The sequence below is a fragment of the Saccharopolyspora sp. NPDC047091 genome (assembly GCF_040643635.1).
Classification (GTDB): Bacteria; Actinomycetota; Actinomycetes; order Mycobacteriales; family Pseudonocardiaceae; genus Saccharopolyspora_C.
The window spans coordinates 35,761-48,752 of record NZ_JBEYUS010000052.1 but is presented as its reverse complement, the minus strand read 5'-3'; the positions used below and the strand labels follow the sequence as shown (position 1 = coordinate 48,752).

General features: G+C 68.6%; 17 protein-coding genes. 3 read left to right on the top strand and 14 right to left on the bottom strand.

The window, feature by feature from the left end; all coding sequences use genetic code 11:
- Positions 1–102: 102 nt before the first annotated feature.
- Together ABZ805_RS20920 and ABZ805_RS20915 are read right to left on the bottom strand one after the other, a co-directional pair.
- Complete coding sequence (locus tag ABZ805_RS20920; protein WP_358442741.1) at positions 103–1,596, bottom strand: FGGY-family carbohydrate kinase; 1,494 nt, start codon at positions 1,594–1,596, stop codon at positions 103–105.
- A gap of 228 nt (positions 1,597–1,824) precedes the next feature.
- Positions 1,825–3,243, bottom strand: a complete 1,419-nt coding sequence (locus ABZ805_RS20915; RefSeq protein WP_358442738.1) for an L-fucose/L-arabinose isomerase family protein — start codon at positions 3,241–3,243, stop codon at positions 1,825–1,827.
- 269 nt (positions 3,244–3,512) lie between these two features.
- Here ABZ805_RS20915 and ABZ805_RS20910 point away from each other — a divergent pair, with 269 nt between their 5' ends.
- A complete protein-coding gene (locus ABZ805_RS20910; protein ID WP_358442736.1) occupies positions 3,513–4,502 on the top strand; it encodes a LacI family DNA-binding transcriptional regulator in 990 nt (329 codons plus the stop codon).
- Between the two features lies 1 nt (position 4,503).
- On the opposite strand, the gene ABZ805_RS20905 is transcribed toward ABZ805_RS20910, so the two are convergent.
- From ABZ805_RS20905 to ABZ805_RS20870, 8 genes are all read right to left on the bottom strand, one after another.
- Positions 4,504–5,328 (bottom strand): ESX secretion-associated protein EspG, encoded by an 825-nt coding sequence (locus ABZ805_RS20905; protein ID WP_358442733.1) that lies wholly within the window; start codon positions 5,326–5,328, stop codon positions 4,504–4,506.
- The gene (locus tag ABZ805_RS20900; protein WP_358442730.1) at positions 5,328–6,563 is read right to left on the bottom strand and encodes a hypothetical protein; all 1,236 of its coding nucleotides are present in this window, start codon (positions 6,561–6,563) and stop codon (positions 5,328–5,330) included. Before ABZ805_RS20900 ends, ABZ805_RS20905 begins: the two co-directional genes overlap by 1 nt.
- A gap of 77 nt (positions 6,564–6,640) precedes the next feature.
- Positions 6,641–7,210: a DUF3558 domain-containing protein gene (locus tag ABZ805_RS20895; protein ID WP_358442727.1), complete on the bottom strand. Its 570-nt coding sequence runs from the start codon at positions 7,208–7,210 to the stop codon at positions 6,641–6,643.
- A 7-nt stretch (positions 7,211–7,217) separates the two neighbouring features.
- Entirely contained in the window at positions 7,218–7,544 is a 327-nt protein-coding gene (locus ABZ805_RS20890; protein ID WP_358442724.1) for a hypothetical protein, read from the bottom strand.
- A gap of 443 nt (positions 7,545–7,987) precedes the next feature.
- Positions 7,988–8,503, bottom strand: a complete 516-nt coding sequence (locus ABZ805_RS20885) for a hypothetical protein (RefSeq protein ID WP_358442721.1) — start codon at positions 8,501–8,503, stop codon at positions 7,988–7,990.
- Complete coding sequence (locus ABZ805_RS20880; protein WP_358442719.1) at positions 8,500–9,279, bottom strand: hypothetical protein; 780 nt, start codon at positions 9,277–9,279, stop codon at positions 8,500–8,502. The genes ABZ805_RS20885 and ABZ805_RS20880 overlap by 4 nt, the downstream gene beginning before the upstream one ends.
- Positions 9,276–9,611 (bottom strand): hypothetical protein, encoded by a 336-nt coding sequence (locus ABZ805_RS20875; protein ID WP_358442716.1) that lies wholly within the window; start codon positions 9,609–9,611, stop codon positions 9,276–9,278. The genes ABZ805_RS20880 and ABZ805_RS20875 overlap by 4 nt, the downstream gene beginning before the upstream one ends.
- Complete coding sequence (locus ABZ805_RS20870) at positions 9,611–10,321, bottom strand: YbaB/EbfC family nucleoid-associated protein (RefSeq protein ID WP_358442714.1); 711 nt, start codon at positions 10,319–10,321, stop codon at positions 9,611–9,613. The genes ABZ805_RS20875 and ABZ805_RS20870 overlap by 1 nt, the downstream gene beginning before the upstream one ends.
- A gap of 210 nt (positions 10,322–10,531) precedes the next feature.
- Between ABZ805_RS20870 and ABZ805_RS20865 the strand changes: the two genes are divergently transcribed.
- Positions 10,532–11,035, top strand: coding sequence for an N-acetyltransferase (locus ABZ805_RS20865; RefSeq protein WP_358442711.1), 504 nt, complete (start codon positions 10,532–10,534; stop codon positions 11,033–11,035).
- A 4-nt stretch (positions 11,036–11,039) separates the two neighbouring features.
- On the opposite strand, the gene ABZ805_RS20860 is transcribed toward ABZ805_RS20865, so the two are convergent.
- From ABZ805_RS20860 to ABZ805_RS20845, 4 genes are read right to left on the bottom strand one after another with little or no spacing between them, the layout of a single operon-like run.
- On the bottom strand, positions 11,040–11,240 hold the full coding sequence (locus ABZ805_RS20860) for a DUF397 domain-containing protein (RefSeq protein WP_358442709.1): 201 nt from the start codon (positions 11,238–11,240) through the stop codon (positions 11,040–11,042).
- Positions 11,241–11,243: 3 nt separating this feature from the next.
- On the bottom strand, positions 11,244–11,441 hold the full coding sequence (locus ABZ805_RS20855; protein ID WP_358442706.1) for a DUF397 domain-containing protein: 198 nt from the start codon (positions 11,439–11,441) through the stop codon (positions 11,244–11,246).
- Between the two features lie 49 nt (positions 11,442–11,490).
- On the bottom strand, positions 11,491–11,700 hold the full coding sequence (locus ABZ805_RS20850; RefSeq protein ID WP_358442703.1) for a DUF397 domain-containing protein: 210 nt from the start codon (positions 11,698–11,700) through the stop codon (positions 11,491–11,493).
- An 18-nt stretch (positions 11,701–11,718) separates the two neighbouring features.
- A complete protein-coding gene (locus ABZ805_RS20845; RefSeq protein ID WP_358442700.1) occupies positions 11,719–12,555 on the bottom strand; it encodes a helix-turn-helix transcriptional regulator in 837 nt (278 codons plus the stop codon).
- A 205-nt stretch (positions 12,556–12,760) separates the two neighbouring features.
- Here ABZ805_RS20845 and ABZ805_RS20840 point away from each other — a divergent pair, with 205 nt between their 5' ends.
- On the top strand, positions 12,761–12,961 hold the full coding sequence (locus tag ABZ805_RS20840; RefSeq protein ID WP_358442698.1) for a hypothetical protein: 201 nt from the start codon (positions 12,761–12,763) through the stop codon (positions 12,959–12,961).
- Positions 12,962–12,992: the final 31 nt, after the last annotated feature.

Here is a 12,992-nt window from a genome sequence, read left to right as displayed (position 1 = left end):
AGCGTTTTCTCCTGTGGCGGAGCCACAGGAGAAAACGATCCCGCAGCGAGAATCCCGCTGAGGTTCCGCCACCCGCTCCGCTCCGCAAGAGGAGCGGAGCGATCAGGCGTCAGCGGCGTGCTGCTGTCCCGCGAGGAAGTGCTGGATGTCCGCGGTGGCCCGGTAGAGCTCCAGGTAGTGCTGGTAGAAGGCGTCGTAGCGCTCGGTGCGCTCCGGGTCGGGCACGACGGTGCGGGCCACCGGGTTCCACTGCCGCTCGTCCACGGCGGTGCCGGTGGCGATCCCGGCCATCAGCGCGTCGCCGAACGCGGCGCCGACGGTCTCGCTGGGGATCTGCTGCTCCTGGCCGGAGATGTCGGAGACGATCTGCGTCCACAGCCCGCCCTGGGTGCCGCCGCCGACGGCGACGAGCCGCCCGGCCCGGCCGCCCGCGGAGCTCATCGCTTCGAGGTTGTGCCGCACCCCGTAGCCGATGCCTTCCAGCGCGGCCCGGTAGACCTCGGCCCGGCCGTGGCTGGTGGTGAGCCCGAGCAGCGCGCCGCGCGCGTCCGGGTCGAAGATCGGCGTGCGCTCGCCCGCGAAGTACGGCAGCAGCAGCAGGCCGCGGCTCCCGGCGGGCGCGCCCGCGGCTTGCTCGACGAGTTCGGCGAAGTCGCCGTCGACGAGCCGCCGGATCCAGTCGGTGACGGCACCGGAGGTCGCCATGCCCGCAGCGAGCGTGTAGGTGTCCGGGAAGACGCCGCAGGTCCCCCACAGCGCGGAGTGCGGCCGCGGGTCGGTGAGCACCTGCACGAAGAACATGGTGGTGCCGTACATGAGCATCACGTCGCCGGGTTCGCGCACGCCCGCGCTGGTGGCCTCCGCCCAGGCGTCGATGGTGCCGGTGGTGACGGGGAGCCCTTCGGGCAGTCCGGTTTCGGCGGCGGCGTTCGCCCCGACCCGGCCGACGACCTCGGTCGGCCAGGCCAGTTCGGGCAGCGGCAGGTCGGGGGCGACGCGCTGCGCCCAGTCCTTCGACCAGTCGCGGGCCTGCAGGTCGTAGAGCGGGTCGCACTGGCTGGCGGAGTGGTGGTCGAGCACGTAGCGCCCGGTGAGCCGGTGCACCAGGTAGGAGCTGCACATGAGCAGCTTCTCGGTGCGCGCGTACACCTCGGGTTCGTTCTTGGCGAGCCACCGGATCTTCGGCCCGACGGCCTGGCTGGTCAGCGCGGAGCCGCCGCGGCGCAGGATCTCGTCGGCGCCGAACTCCTCGGTGAGTTCGGCGATCTCGGTGGTGGCCCGGGTGTCGACGCCGTAGAGGATCGCGGGCCGCAGCGGGTTGCCGTCGCCGTCGGCGGGCAGCAGCACCGGTCCGATGCCGCTGACACCGAGTCCTTCGATCGTGCGTCCCTCGGCAGCGGGCAGCAGGTCGCGCACGATGGCGGTGAAGTCGTTCCACCACACCGATTCCGCGTCGTGCTCCACCCAGCCCGGGTGCGGGTAGGAGGTGTCGTGCGGTTTGGTCGACCTGGCCACGATCCGCCCGTCGGTGGTGACCAGGACTCCCTTGGAACTCGACGTTCCGATGTCGATCCCGATCAGCACGCCCTCAGCCATCGCCTGTTCCTCCCGCTCGTCCGGTGTTCCCCGCGGCATCGTAAAGACCCGTCGTCCGGGCGATCCGCACTCCTGTCCGATTCGGGCACGCGCGCGGTCCGCTCGGCCACCGGCGGGAGCCCGGTTCCCGCCGATGGCCGCTGGACAGGCGCGTTGACCTGCGCTTCAGCGCGAGCGGCCCGCGTGTTTGATTCGGCCCGTTCCGGCTTGTTCGATCAGGTCGCCGGTTCAGGCCCCGCGGGTCCACTCGTCTAGCCGGACGCCGAGCTGGTCGGCGACGGCGCGGAGTTCGGCGCGGTGGTCGCCGGGCACGGCGTGCACGTGGTTGGCGCCGAACTTCGACAGGAACACCTCGCCGGGCGCGTCGAGCCGGGCGAACGCGTGCGGCCATTCCGGGGTGGACTGCTGGACGAGGGCGCGGTTGGTGTCCTCGTCGTAGTTCTCGAACTCGCCGAGCATCAGCTGCAGCCGGTACTCCCCCGCTTCTCTGGTGAGCCTGCCGAGGGTCATCTGTCCGGGCGCGGCGATGTGCTGCACGGAGGCGCCGCCCGCGGGGAAGAAGAACACCTCGGGATAGAAGTTGACCTTGGCGAGGTTCTCGGCCGGGTCGTCGCTGCGCGCCGCGTACCAGGTGGCGTGCTGGCCGGAGTTGCACAGGTCCCAGATGTCGCGGTCCGCGTGGTAGTGCCGCACGTCCGCGAACAGCACCGGGGTGCGGGCGACCTGCTTGAACAGCTGCATGGTGAGCGCGCCGTCCATGTCGGCTTCGGTCGCGCAGACGTGGGTGTCCTTGGGGCCGTTCCAGTCGTAGGGGTCGTTGAGGAAGGCCTCGGTGACGTCCATGGTCGCGAAGTTCTCGGTGAGCTCCGGCTGGCCCTTGATACCGGAGAAGTCGAGGTGCCGCTCCGCGATGATCTCGCGGACGGCGATGTAGGAGCGGAGCTGGCGTTCGAGCAGTTCGGGGGTGAGCTTCGCGCCGTCGTAGTGCACTCCGGCGGCGTGCTGCTCGATCCACTCGCGGGCTTTGCGGGCTTCGGCGGCGTCGGCCTTCTCGGCGCGCAGCACGAGTTCGTACTGGTCGATCTCCTCGACGTCGATGCCGAACTGCCGCTGCCACTGGTCGGTGTTGGCGACGGCGGTGTTCATGCCCATGGGCCGGCCGCCGAAGCGCCCGAAGGTGGAGCCGCGCAGCGAGGCGACGGCGGCGGCCGCGGTGGCCTGGACGCCGATGGTCGCGGCGAGTTCCGGGTCGTCGGGGGCTCCCCAGGCGCGGGTGTGCTTGCGCCCGATCTGGTCGAGCGCACCGCCCGCGGCGAGCATGCCGACGAGGCCGGGTTCGGTGGGGTCGGTGCTGGCGACGAGCACCAGCGGGCTGCGGGTGGCATCGGCGGCGAGCATCGTGAAGTGCGGGAACGACCAGACGGCGTAGTAGAGGACGGTGACGTCCACGTCGGCGGCGGCGACTTCGCGAGCCACGGTGGTGGCGAGCACGTTGTCGGCGACGAGTTCTCTCCCGGCGACCACGTCGTGCCCGGCCGCGGTGAGCGCGGCGACGAGGGCGTCCTGCTTGAGCCGGATGAAGTCGGCGTTGCGCGCGTGCACGTGATCACGACCGTCGGAGATGGAGATGACACCGATGCGGGCCACAGGGCCTCCCAGGTTCTCGGAACGTGCTGGGTCCGGACGCGCCTGGCTCCCGGTTTCGGGACGCCGACGCCTCGACTTGCACCGCCCCCGGCCGGTCGCCCCGGATCCGCCTGCGCTGGAGTTCCGCGCCTGCCGCCTGCACCCGAGTTCGTGCACCGTTGACCGACCGGGTTATGAGCAATCGATTTCTCGGAAGTTATTCTGGCTTCGTCGGAACTGTCAAGGAATCCGCGCCGCGACCACGCGGCCAGCCGACAGCAGGAGGTCCGGTGGCGACGATCAGTGATGTGGCGGCCAGGGCCGGGGTTTCCACCGCGACCGTGTCGCGGGCGCTGAACGGCAAGAGTTCGGTCGATCCGGCGCTGGCGGCGCGGGTGGTGGCCGCGGCGGACGAGCTGGGTTACCGCCCGAACGGCCCGGCCCGGAACCTGCGCAAGCAGGAGACGGCGGTGCTCGCGCTGATCATCTCGGACATCGAGAACCCGTTCTTCACCGCGATCTCCCGCGGCGTCGAGGACGTGGCGCACGCCGCGGGCTATTCGGTGGTGCTGTGCAATTCCGATGACGATCCGTCGAAGGAGCGCGAATACCTGGACGTGGCGTTGCAGGAACGCGTCGCCGGGGTGCTGGTGTCGCCGACGGGCCGGGAGGAGAGCGCCGCCCTGCTGCGCGCGCACGCCGTGCCGGTGGTCGCGCTGGACCGGCCGCTGCCGGGTGGCGGGGACACCGTGCTGGTGGACAGCGGTGGGGCGGCGCGCAGCGCGACGCTGCACCTGGTCGACGAGGGCTATCGCCGCATCGGCTGCCTGACGGGCCCGAGCGGAATGCCGACGGCGGACGCGCGGCTGGCCGGCTACCGCGAAGGGCTGCGCACGGCGGGCCTCACCGATGCGGGCCTGGTGCGGCACACCGAGTTCCGCGCGGCGGGTGCCCGGCGCGCGGCGCGGCAGCTGCTGGACCGGCCGGAGCCGCCGGACGCGCTGCTGGTCGCGAACAACGCGATGGCGGTGGGCGTGCTGGAGACCTTGGGCGAGCTGGGGCTGCGCCCGGGCCGCGACGTCGGCGTGATCGCGTTCGACGACGCGCCGTGGGCGACGCTGCTGGATCCGCCGTTGAGCGTGGTCGCGCAGCCCGCGTACGACGTGGGCGCGCTGGGCGCGCAGCTGCTGCTGCGCCGCATCGGAGGTGACGTGGGTGAGCCGGCGACGCGCACGTTGTCGGCCCACCTCGTCGCGCGGGGCAGCACCACCCGCCGGTGAGTCACCGGGCGGCGGGCAGCGCCACCATCCGCGCCATCTCGTCGATCTTGGCGGTGAGCTTGCGCCGGTCGGCGGGCGCGACGGTGAACCACTGCCGCCCGTCGCCCCCTTCCCGCTTCTGCGTCAGGTAGCAGCCGTCCGGCCCGGTGAAGAACGACACCGAGAACGGCGGCCGGTGCGTGCGCCCGACCCGGCGGTCGTGGCTGCGCACGGTGAACACCCCGTCCAGTTCGCGTTCCGCGGTGAGCACCGCCGCCAGCACTCGCGCGTCCGCGCTCTTCACCCCGGCCCCGGTGAGCGCGCTGAGCAGGGTGCCGGTGGGGTTGCGCCGCATCCGGTGAGTGGCGTTGTCGAGCGCGTCGACCGGCACGCTGGCGGTGCCGCCCTTGCCCGGCGGCGGGCTGCCGATCAGTTCGACGGCGTTGCCCGCGGGACCGCCGTACTCGTTCCTGCTGAGCACGATGTCCTGCAGGTCGTCGTTGTTCTCGCCGTCGGCCTGGTACGCCTGCACCGTGGCCCGGCCGTGTTCGACGCAGACCGCGTTGAACGAGGTGCCGCGCTTGGCGTGCACCGCCACCCCGACCGCCAGCGGCGGCCGGGACAGCAGTTGCCACGCGTCGTCCAGGAACGGGTGCAGCTCATCGCGTTCCAGGTACCCGCGACGAGCGAGGTCCTGCCTGCCGAGTTCGGCGGCGCGGGCCAGCTCGTCCCGGGTGGGTTCGCCCGCCAGCCTGCCCACCCGCAGCAGCGGGTGGACGTGGCTGTCGAACCGCTCGCACAGGTAGGCGGCGGCCAGCGGGCTGATCGACATCCGGCCTCGGGTCATCAGCGGTCCTGGTTCTCCCAGTCGCCGAAGACCGGCGGGGCGACCGCCCGCATGTCGTTGGTGAACACGTCTTCCTCCTCGATGAGCCAGCTGGGGCGCTCGTGCTCGGCGTCCTCGCCCTGCTTCGCACCGCGCTGACCACCGCCCGCCGCACCCGGGGCGCCCGCACCACCGCGAGCACCGGCCGCACCGGCGCCACCGGACGCGGAACCACCCGCACCGGAACCGCCCAGGCCACCGACCCCGGCCCGGCCACCGGCACCCGTGCCCGTACCTGCGCCTGCGCCGAGTCCGCCCGCGCGGCCCGCGGAACCACCGGCACCGACACCACCGCGACCACCCGCGGCGCCACCAGGACCACCACCGGGAGCAGGAGCCCACCGACCGTTGTAGGGGTTCTGCCGCTCCCACGCGCCGGTCTGCGGGTTCTGCCGGTACAACGTGCCGTCCGGCCCGCGCACCACACCCGGCGGCAACCCGCCGTTCTGCACCGGCGGCTGAGCCCACGACGAACCCGTGCCCGCCGGACCGCCACCGGGATTCCCGGTGCTCAGCGGCGGAGCCCCACCACTCGACACCGGCGACGAAGCCCACGAGGACGACGTCCCCGCCGGAACCCCACCGCTGTGCGAGGACACGCTGCTGAACTGCGAATTCCCCATCGCATCCCGCGCGGACGGCGTGGTCGCGCCGGGGGCGGGCGAGTTCGACTCCTCCCCGGGCATGGGCTGGAACTCGGGCACCGAGTTGAGGTTGGCCTCGGTCTCCCGCTGGTACCGCTCCTTGATCTCGACCGCGCGATCGTTGGTGAGCTGGAAGTCCTCCATCCGCTCCTCGTAGTCGCTGGCCCACCCGAGGATCCAGGTGTCGTCCCAACCGCCTTCCTCGACCCAGCCCTTCTGCGGCGGATCCAGCTGCACCTCGCGCCCGTTGTTGAGGGTCTCGCCCTTGCCGGGGATCTCGTGGAACGTCGAGGTCTGCGTGTTGGCCTGGCTCTCCAGCGCCTTGCTCACGGAACCGGCGGTCTCCGCGGCCGCTCGCGCGTGCGGCACGATCTCGTTGATCGACGACTGCGCGGCATCGGCGGCGCGACCTTCGTGCGCGGACTCGGCCTTGCGCAGAGCCGATTCGACGTCGGTGGCGAGCTGCTCGAACTTCTTCCGGGCCGCATCCCACGCAGCACTGCCGTGGTTCAACGCGCTCGGCAACGAACCGGCTTCAGGAGAACCACCCATGTCAGCACGCAGCTGCTTCGCCATACCGGCGAAGCACATGCCGGGACCAGACTCAAGAGAAACCACTTCAACCCCCTCTATTCTGCTGCAGGCAGTGTCGGAACCGAAGCCTCTAGTGCACTCTTAGCCAGAGGACACGGGTCATACGGTTTCTCAGCCTTGGTGAAGTCGATCGCCACAGCCAAGAGCACTTGATCGTCCTTCGTGCCAAGGAAGATCCCGCAGCTGCCCCCTCCCGGGGGGCTCGCGTTCGCCTGAACAGCAGGATGCCCCGCGATGGTCATCTCAGAAAAATCGACATAACTATCAGAGTTGTCGCGATACTGCTGAATAGACCGCCCAGGAAAAACGGTCAAGGCAACCGACTTTTTTCCATCACCGGATTGCCAAGTGCAATTGTCCGGCATACTGGGATCAAGCTCGTTCGGCTTAACTTCTCCATTCGGAGACAGCCCCAGCACCTGAACGTCTTCCGACTTCAACAAGCTGCACTGCTGCACCGCAGCCGCATCGCGCGAATCGCCAATCTCCGACGTCGGCTGTGAACCGGCCTCGGAATTCTCGTCGCCGCTTGACCCCCCAACCGCACACCCCGAGGCCAGGAAAGCCGCCAACACGGCGACACCGAAACGAAACGAAAGTGCCATATCTAGCCTACGACCGCCTATCGATCTTGTCCGCATCCACCGAGGCATTGTCGTCAGCAAGGCGATACTCATCCAACGTCGCCCGGTAAGATTCAATCTTAGCTGTAAGCTTTTGAGTAACTTCTTCAGCCGCAGCCTGCAATGAAAACTCAGCCCCGCCAGCCCGGTCACGAAATAGTTCACGCGCCTCCGCGGTGACTGAATCTTTGGCGGTCAACTCACCCGGCGTTGCCGAGTGTGCCGCATTCACCAGACCAGCTGCCCGCTCCCGCGCATCCTCAAGTTCTCGGATCGCCGCCTCGAGCGCCTCTGGGTCTATCCTGAACCCGGTCATGCTTCCTCCCCTGGCATGTCCACGCGTCAGCTGAGCATGGTGCACGCCCGCCCCTCCCCGCGTGCGGGAACCTACTCAACCACCTGTATGACGATCAACACAGTAGTTGGTGACGCGCCGCGGGTGATCGCCACCCGTTCAGCTCAATGGTTTCCGAGGCAGAGATTTACGCATTCCCCTGACCTGCATCAACCGCACTGCGTGACCGCGGATAATCGCACCCCCGGCAACTTGAAGCAATCCAGGGCGACGGCCATGGCGAGAGCGAGATCTCAACCGCACCGTGACCGTTCGACCGCCTGAGGCCAACGCAAGGACACCCCAGCCGAGACGGCGGAATCACTCTCACCCCTCGGGCAAATCTGACTGCAATGCCATCGAGGCGAAGAGAACGCAACTTGCCGATACGGAACGGCGATGACCACGCGGCCATTCTTCTGAGCTCAGACGCGAAGCTTGTGAATAGCCAGCATAAAACACATTCCAGACAAGACGGCAGGTAGAACCATCATCCCAAGGCAGGCAATGCTTTCCATACCGAACGCGCCACCCCTCCGAACCGACGCGCCCACGAGCAAGATGAACAAGGCACCACTCAGGAAGCCGAAGAATACGCAACTGATCCAGATCACCAGCGACGCGCGCCATACGCCGGCAGCGTAAGTCACGTTCAACCAACCACGCTTGACATAGGATTGGCCGATCAGAGCGAACCCGCCGACCATCATTGAAAAGAATCCAGATAGGCCACACAGGCCTGACACCAAAATCATGGCAGCATTTTCAGCAGCCGACAATTCGAAAGCCCACCAGATCGCGGCAACCGCAATCACTGGGGATCCCACCAACAGAATCAGGCCCAGCAGAACCAGCCGAGTCTTCACCTTTCGCGCCCAGCTGGGCGAAACCTGAATGTAGTTCGGCGGCGGCTGCGGACCAACCGGGATTGGAATGATCACCGCGCCTCCCAGTTCGACTCGTCTCCATCACTGGAGCTACCGTCACTCAAGTCAACACCGTTCTCCGGCGTCGCCCATTTCCCGCCGAGTTCGTCGATAGTCTTCTGCGCGGATTTCAGCTGCGAGTTAATCGGCTGGACGGCACCGGTGAACGCACTGAAGGCAGCTGTGGCAAGGCCGATCGCGGCGACGCCGACACTGACACCGAATGCCAGCCCTGGCGGCGCCGTAACAACTCCAACACAACCCGCAATTGCTGTAGCCAGTCCACCGAGGAACGTTACCACCGCGATACTGATGGAGAGCCAGAACATTTCGACGGCGTTAGCCAGCGTGTCGAGCGCGGTGACCATCTTGTCCGCAGCCGACTTGGTGCCGTTGACCGCGTCGACTTGGCCGGGAACCAGTGCCTTGTACGCTTCCGCCGCACGCCCTTCCCACTCGATGTTGGTGCGGTGCTTGTCAAGTTTGAGATCACCCGCGACGGTGCCCAACTTCGCGGCCACCAGATCAGCCCACTGTTGGGACGCGGCTCGCAGCAGGCTGGGGCTGCCGGCCCGTTCCACAGTCTGCATGATCTGGTCGAACATCTGCTTGTGCAGCTTCACGATTTCCTCCATGCCCTTCTTGATCGGCTCGATCAAGTGCATGAAGGCTTCCGGAACCCAGCTCAGTAGCTGGTCGACTCCGTCGCAGAGCTTCTGCATCATTTCTTGGACTTCGGTGAGCTTTCCGCTCACCATGTGGATTACATCGTCGCCGGTGGCTGCGGTCACGGGTGTTCTCCAAGCAGGTTGTGCAGCTTTTGCATGGCCGCGTCGTCGTCGGCTTGGTACTGCTGCGCAGCAGCGGTCAAGTCGTCGGCGACCTTGTTGAAGTACTGCTGTCCCTGATCGATCAGGCTGCCGATCGCAACGCGCAGCTCTTCCAACGTGTCGTCCAGGCCGAGTTCGTCGCTGAGGAAAAACCGCTGTCCTGGCTCGATCTTCACCGCTTCCACGGCTTGCTTGGGGCCGTTCATCGCTTCGGCCTGTTCGCGCCACAGGGCGGCGTCGGTGTGCATGGCGTCGAGGGCGGTTTTGATGCCTTCGCCGTGCGGGGGTGCCATCAGAGTCCCTTCGGGGGCTGGTCGGTGACGAAGCCGAGTCGGCGGAGGAATCGCTGCGGGTCGCTCGCCAGGGCGAACAGTTGGGAGATCGCCGGACTCTGCAGTCCGTTGGCCACATCGCCCGGGGCGGTTTTGTCGCGCAGGACTCGCAGGACGTCGGCGAGTTCGCCTTCGATCTCGGTGTTGCGCGCCGCGCTGCACCAGGTCGCGTCGATGACGAGGTCCAGGATCTGGCCTTGTTTCGACGTCCCCCGGACGTGGCCGCCGCTGCTCTGGCCGGACACCGTCGCGCCGACGACATCCGTCATCCGCTGGTTGAACGCCGCCAGGTCGGTGGACGCGGCGTTGATGAGCTGCATCGCGTCGGCTGCCGTGATCGGGTCGTCGGAGGCGGCGATTCCTTCGGCCGGTTCGGCCCGAGTGGCAGGCGGAGCGGTCTGCACGAGCTCGGCCTGTGCCGTCGCCGCCCGCATGGTCGCGTCGTTCGCGGCCGCTACGACGTGCGCGGACAGGCTGCGCGGATCAGTCGTGCTCTTCCAGCCGGAGGCCAGCTCGACCGAGCGGAACTCCCCGGTGTCGGTCACGCGGACGGTGACGACAGCCTCCGGGTCCTGACCTCGAAGCAGGTCGTCCGCCGCCTCCGGTCGCTCGGAGTTCCTGACTTCCTCCGGCCCGAGGTCTTCCTCGTTCAGCCGCCACCGTTGATCCACGGGGCGGGACCATACCTAGACCACGTCGTTCCGCGCCCGGGTTCGTCAACACGGGACGGGTTCGGTGGTGGGAGGCGCGCGTCACTCCGGTGCGATCGCCGCGCGCCGTACCGCCGGAATTCGGCGGCGGGCGGCGGAAGGCCGGTGCTAGCGTCCCGAGCTGCACGCCGTCGGGATGCCGTCGGTGTCGGAACGAGGAGGACGGGTCCTATGTGGACGACTCGGGCGGAGACTCCCACCGACGTGGCGGCAGTGCGCGCGGTGAACGCCGCCGCGTTCCCGACCGAGGAGGAAGCGGACCTGGTGGACTCGCTGCGGGCCGATCCGGCCGCGTGGATCGACGGGCTCTCGACCGTCAGCGCGGACGGCACCGGCGCGGTCGTCGGGCACGCGCTGCTGAGCCGCTGCCACGTGGACGGCGCACCGGCGCTGGCGCTCGCGCCGTGCGCGGTGCTGCCCGAGCAGCAGGGCCGGGGCGCCGGGTCGGCGGCGATCCGCGCCGGGCTCGACGCCGCCCGCGACCGCGGCGAGAACCTGGTGATCGTGCTGGGGCACGCCGACTACTACCCGCGGTTCGGGTTCACCCCGGCCTCCGGGTTCGGGGTGCGCGCGCCGTTCGAAGCGCCCGACGAGGCGTTCCTCGCCCTAGCCCTGGACACCTCGCGCCCCACCCCGACCGGGCTCGTCCGGTACCCGGCGGCGTTCGGCGTCTGACGCCTCAGCGGTCGAGGCGACCCGCCTTGACCGCCCCCAGGAACGCGCCGAACGCACCGGAGCCGAAGGCCAGCACCGGACTCGCCTGCCCCAGCTTCGAGTCCCGCACCGCGGAACGCTCAACGGACAACGCCACTTCGACGCACTCGTTCAACGCACCACTGCGGCTGGATTTCCGCCAGGTCGTGCCGCCGTCGCCGCTCAAGCCCTACCCGTCCACGCGGCCGGACTTGACGCAGGCGAGGAACGCGGCGAACGCACGCGCTTCGAAGCGCAGGACAGGTCCGGCTTCCCCGGACTTGGAGTCGCGCACCGCCGAATGATCCGCGGCCGCGGCCACCTCGACGCACGCGCCACCGTTCGTGTTGCTGCGGCTGGACTTCCGCCAAGTCCGGTTCCGGTGCACTGCGTCCTCCCGATCGTCCTGGAATCGGTCGAAATACGGCTGTGCCGCCTCAGCGGTCGAGCTTCCCGGACTTGATCCCGCGCAGGAACGCGCCGAATGCACCGGAACCGAACGCCAGCACCGGGCTCGCCTGCCCCAGCTTCGAGTCGCGGACGGCAGAGTGATCCGTGGTCAGTGCGACTTCGACGCAGGCGCCACCGTTGGCGTTGCTGCGGGTGGACTTCCGCCAGCTGACGGCCTGGATTTCGCGGGCGGTCACGGCGCCACCTTCTCTGTGCTAAGCGAGCTTTCCGATTGCGTCCCGGATGAGCTCGGCCGAAGCGGACTCGCTGAGCGCCGCGACCCTCAAACGGTTGAACGCTACGGTATAGGACTTGAGGTGTTGGGGACCAGCAAGATAGTCCGCGTTAGTCAAGCCTTCCAAGTACAGGATTGTCTTCTCCGGCTCGGCCAGGCTGAGGATGGTGAACGGTGATCCCAGCGCCAAGTGCGCCCAGTCGGACAACGGCAGCACCTGCAAGGTGACGTGCTTCAGCTTCGCCGTTTCGAGCAGCAAGTCGAGCTGTTCGCGCATGACGGCCGTGCCACCCACGACCCCGCGAATCGCTGGTTCGCCGAGGACCGCGGAGAGTTCGGGCGGATTCGGCCCGGTCAGCCTTGCGCGCCGCGCGACCCGACTCTCCGCGATCCGCCCCACGTCCTCCGGGCGAACCGAGATCGCCTGCGCCAGCAGTGCTTCGGCGTACGCCTTCGTCTGCAAGATGCCGGGGATCATGTCGCCGTAGTGGATCAGCAGTTCGCTCGCGACCGATTCCATGCCGACGTACGACCGCGCCCAGTCCTGGACGCGCCCGTAGCTCCCGCGCTTGCGGGCTTCCTTGGCGAGCTGGTGTGCGCGTTCGGTGCGATCATGGTCGACACCGCAGCGCTCGGCGATCCGGTCGAGCTCGGCGGCCGAGATCGTGCGCGCCCCGTTCTCCAGCTTCGACACCTTGGAGACGTCCCAGCGCAGCAGCTCTGCGATCTCCTTCGGCTCCACGCCCGCGGCTTCGCGCATGCGGCGCAGTTCCAGGCCGAGTTCCAGCCGCCGGATGACCGGTCCGGGATTCGTCACGATGCCTCCTCGATCGTTCGCCGAGGAGTCTGCCGGATCCAGGCCACGACCAAGATCCCCCTAAAGGGCGACTATCTACATGGCAATGCCGCTTATAGATTCAACGCAGCGACAACCTCCCGTCGCCGGCGCGGAACCGGTGGCCTCCCCCTCCCCGACCGGGTCGCCGGTTCCGCGTCCCACCAACGGAATTCGGGAGTGGCGCATGTCCGCGCCGGAACCGCGCGGCTGGCGCGGGGTGTTCAGCAGCGACCGGGTGCACCGGGTCTCCCCCGGCAACGAACGCCGGATCGCGCACGGCGGCCGGGCCCGGCTCGGGCTCGCCGACTGCGGCGCGGTGTGCGTGCCGCCGACGCCGAACGAGTGGCCGCTGGACTCCTGCGCGCGCTGCTACCCCCGGACATGACGGTGCCCGGTGGTCGTGGGACCACCGGGCA

What these genes read in the sequence shown, in the direction of transcription:
- ABZ805_RS20920 (WP_358442741.1), bottom strand. Translation starts at nt 1,596, where the DNA reads ATGGCTGAGGGCGTGCTGATCGGGATCGACATCGGAACGTCGAGTTCC.
- ABZ805_RS20905 (WP_358442733.1), bottom strand. Translation starts at nt 5,328, where the DNA reads ATGACCCGAGGCCGGATGTCGATCAGCCCGCTGGCCGCCGCCTACCTG.
- ABZ805_RS20900 (WP_358442730.1), bottom strand. Translation starts at nt 6,563, where the DNA reads ATGGGTGGTTCTCCTGAAGCCGGTTCGTTGCCGAGCGCGTTGAACCAC.
- ABZ805_RS20895 (WP_358442727.1), bottom strand. Translation starts at nt 7,210, where the DNA reads ATGGCACTTTCGTTTCGTTTCGGTGTCGCCGTGTTGGCGGCTTTCCTG.
- ABZ805_RS20890 (WP_358442724.1), bottom strand. Translation starts at nt 7,544, where the DNA reads ATGACCGGGTTCAGGATAGACCCAGAGGCGCTCGAGGCGGCGATCCGA.
- ABZ805_RS20875 (WP_358442716.1), bottom strand. Translation starts at nt 9,611, where the DNA reads ATGGCACCCCCGCACGGCGAAGGCATCAAAACCGCCCTCGACGCCATG.
- ABZ805_RS20865 (WP_358442711.1), top strand. Translation starts at nt 10,532, where the DNA reads ATGTGGACGACTCGGGCGGAGACTCCCACCGACGTGGCGGCAGTGCGC.
- ABZ805_RS20840 (WP_358442698.1), top strand. Translation starts at nt 12,761, where the DNA reads ATGTCCGCGCCGGAACCGCGCGGCTGGCGCGGGGTGTTCAGCAGCGAC.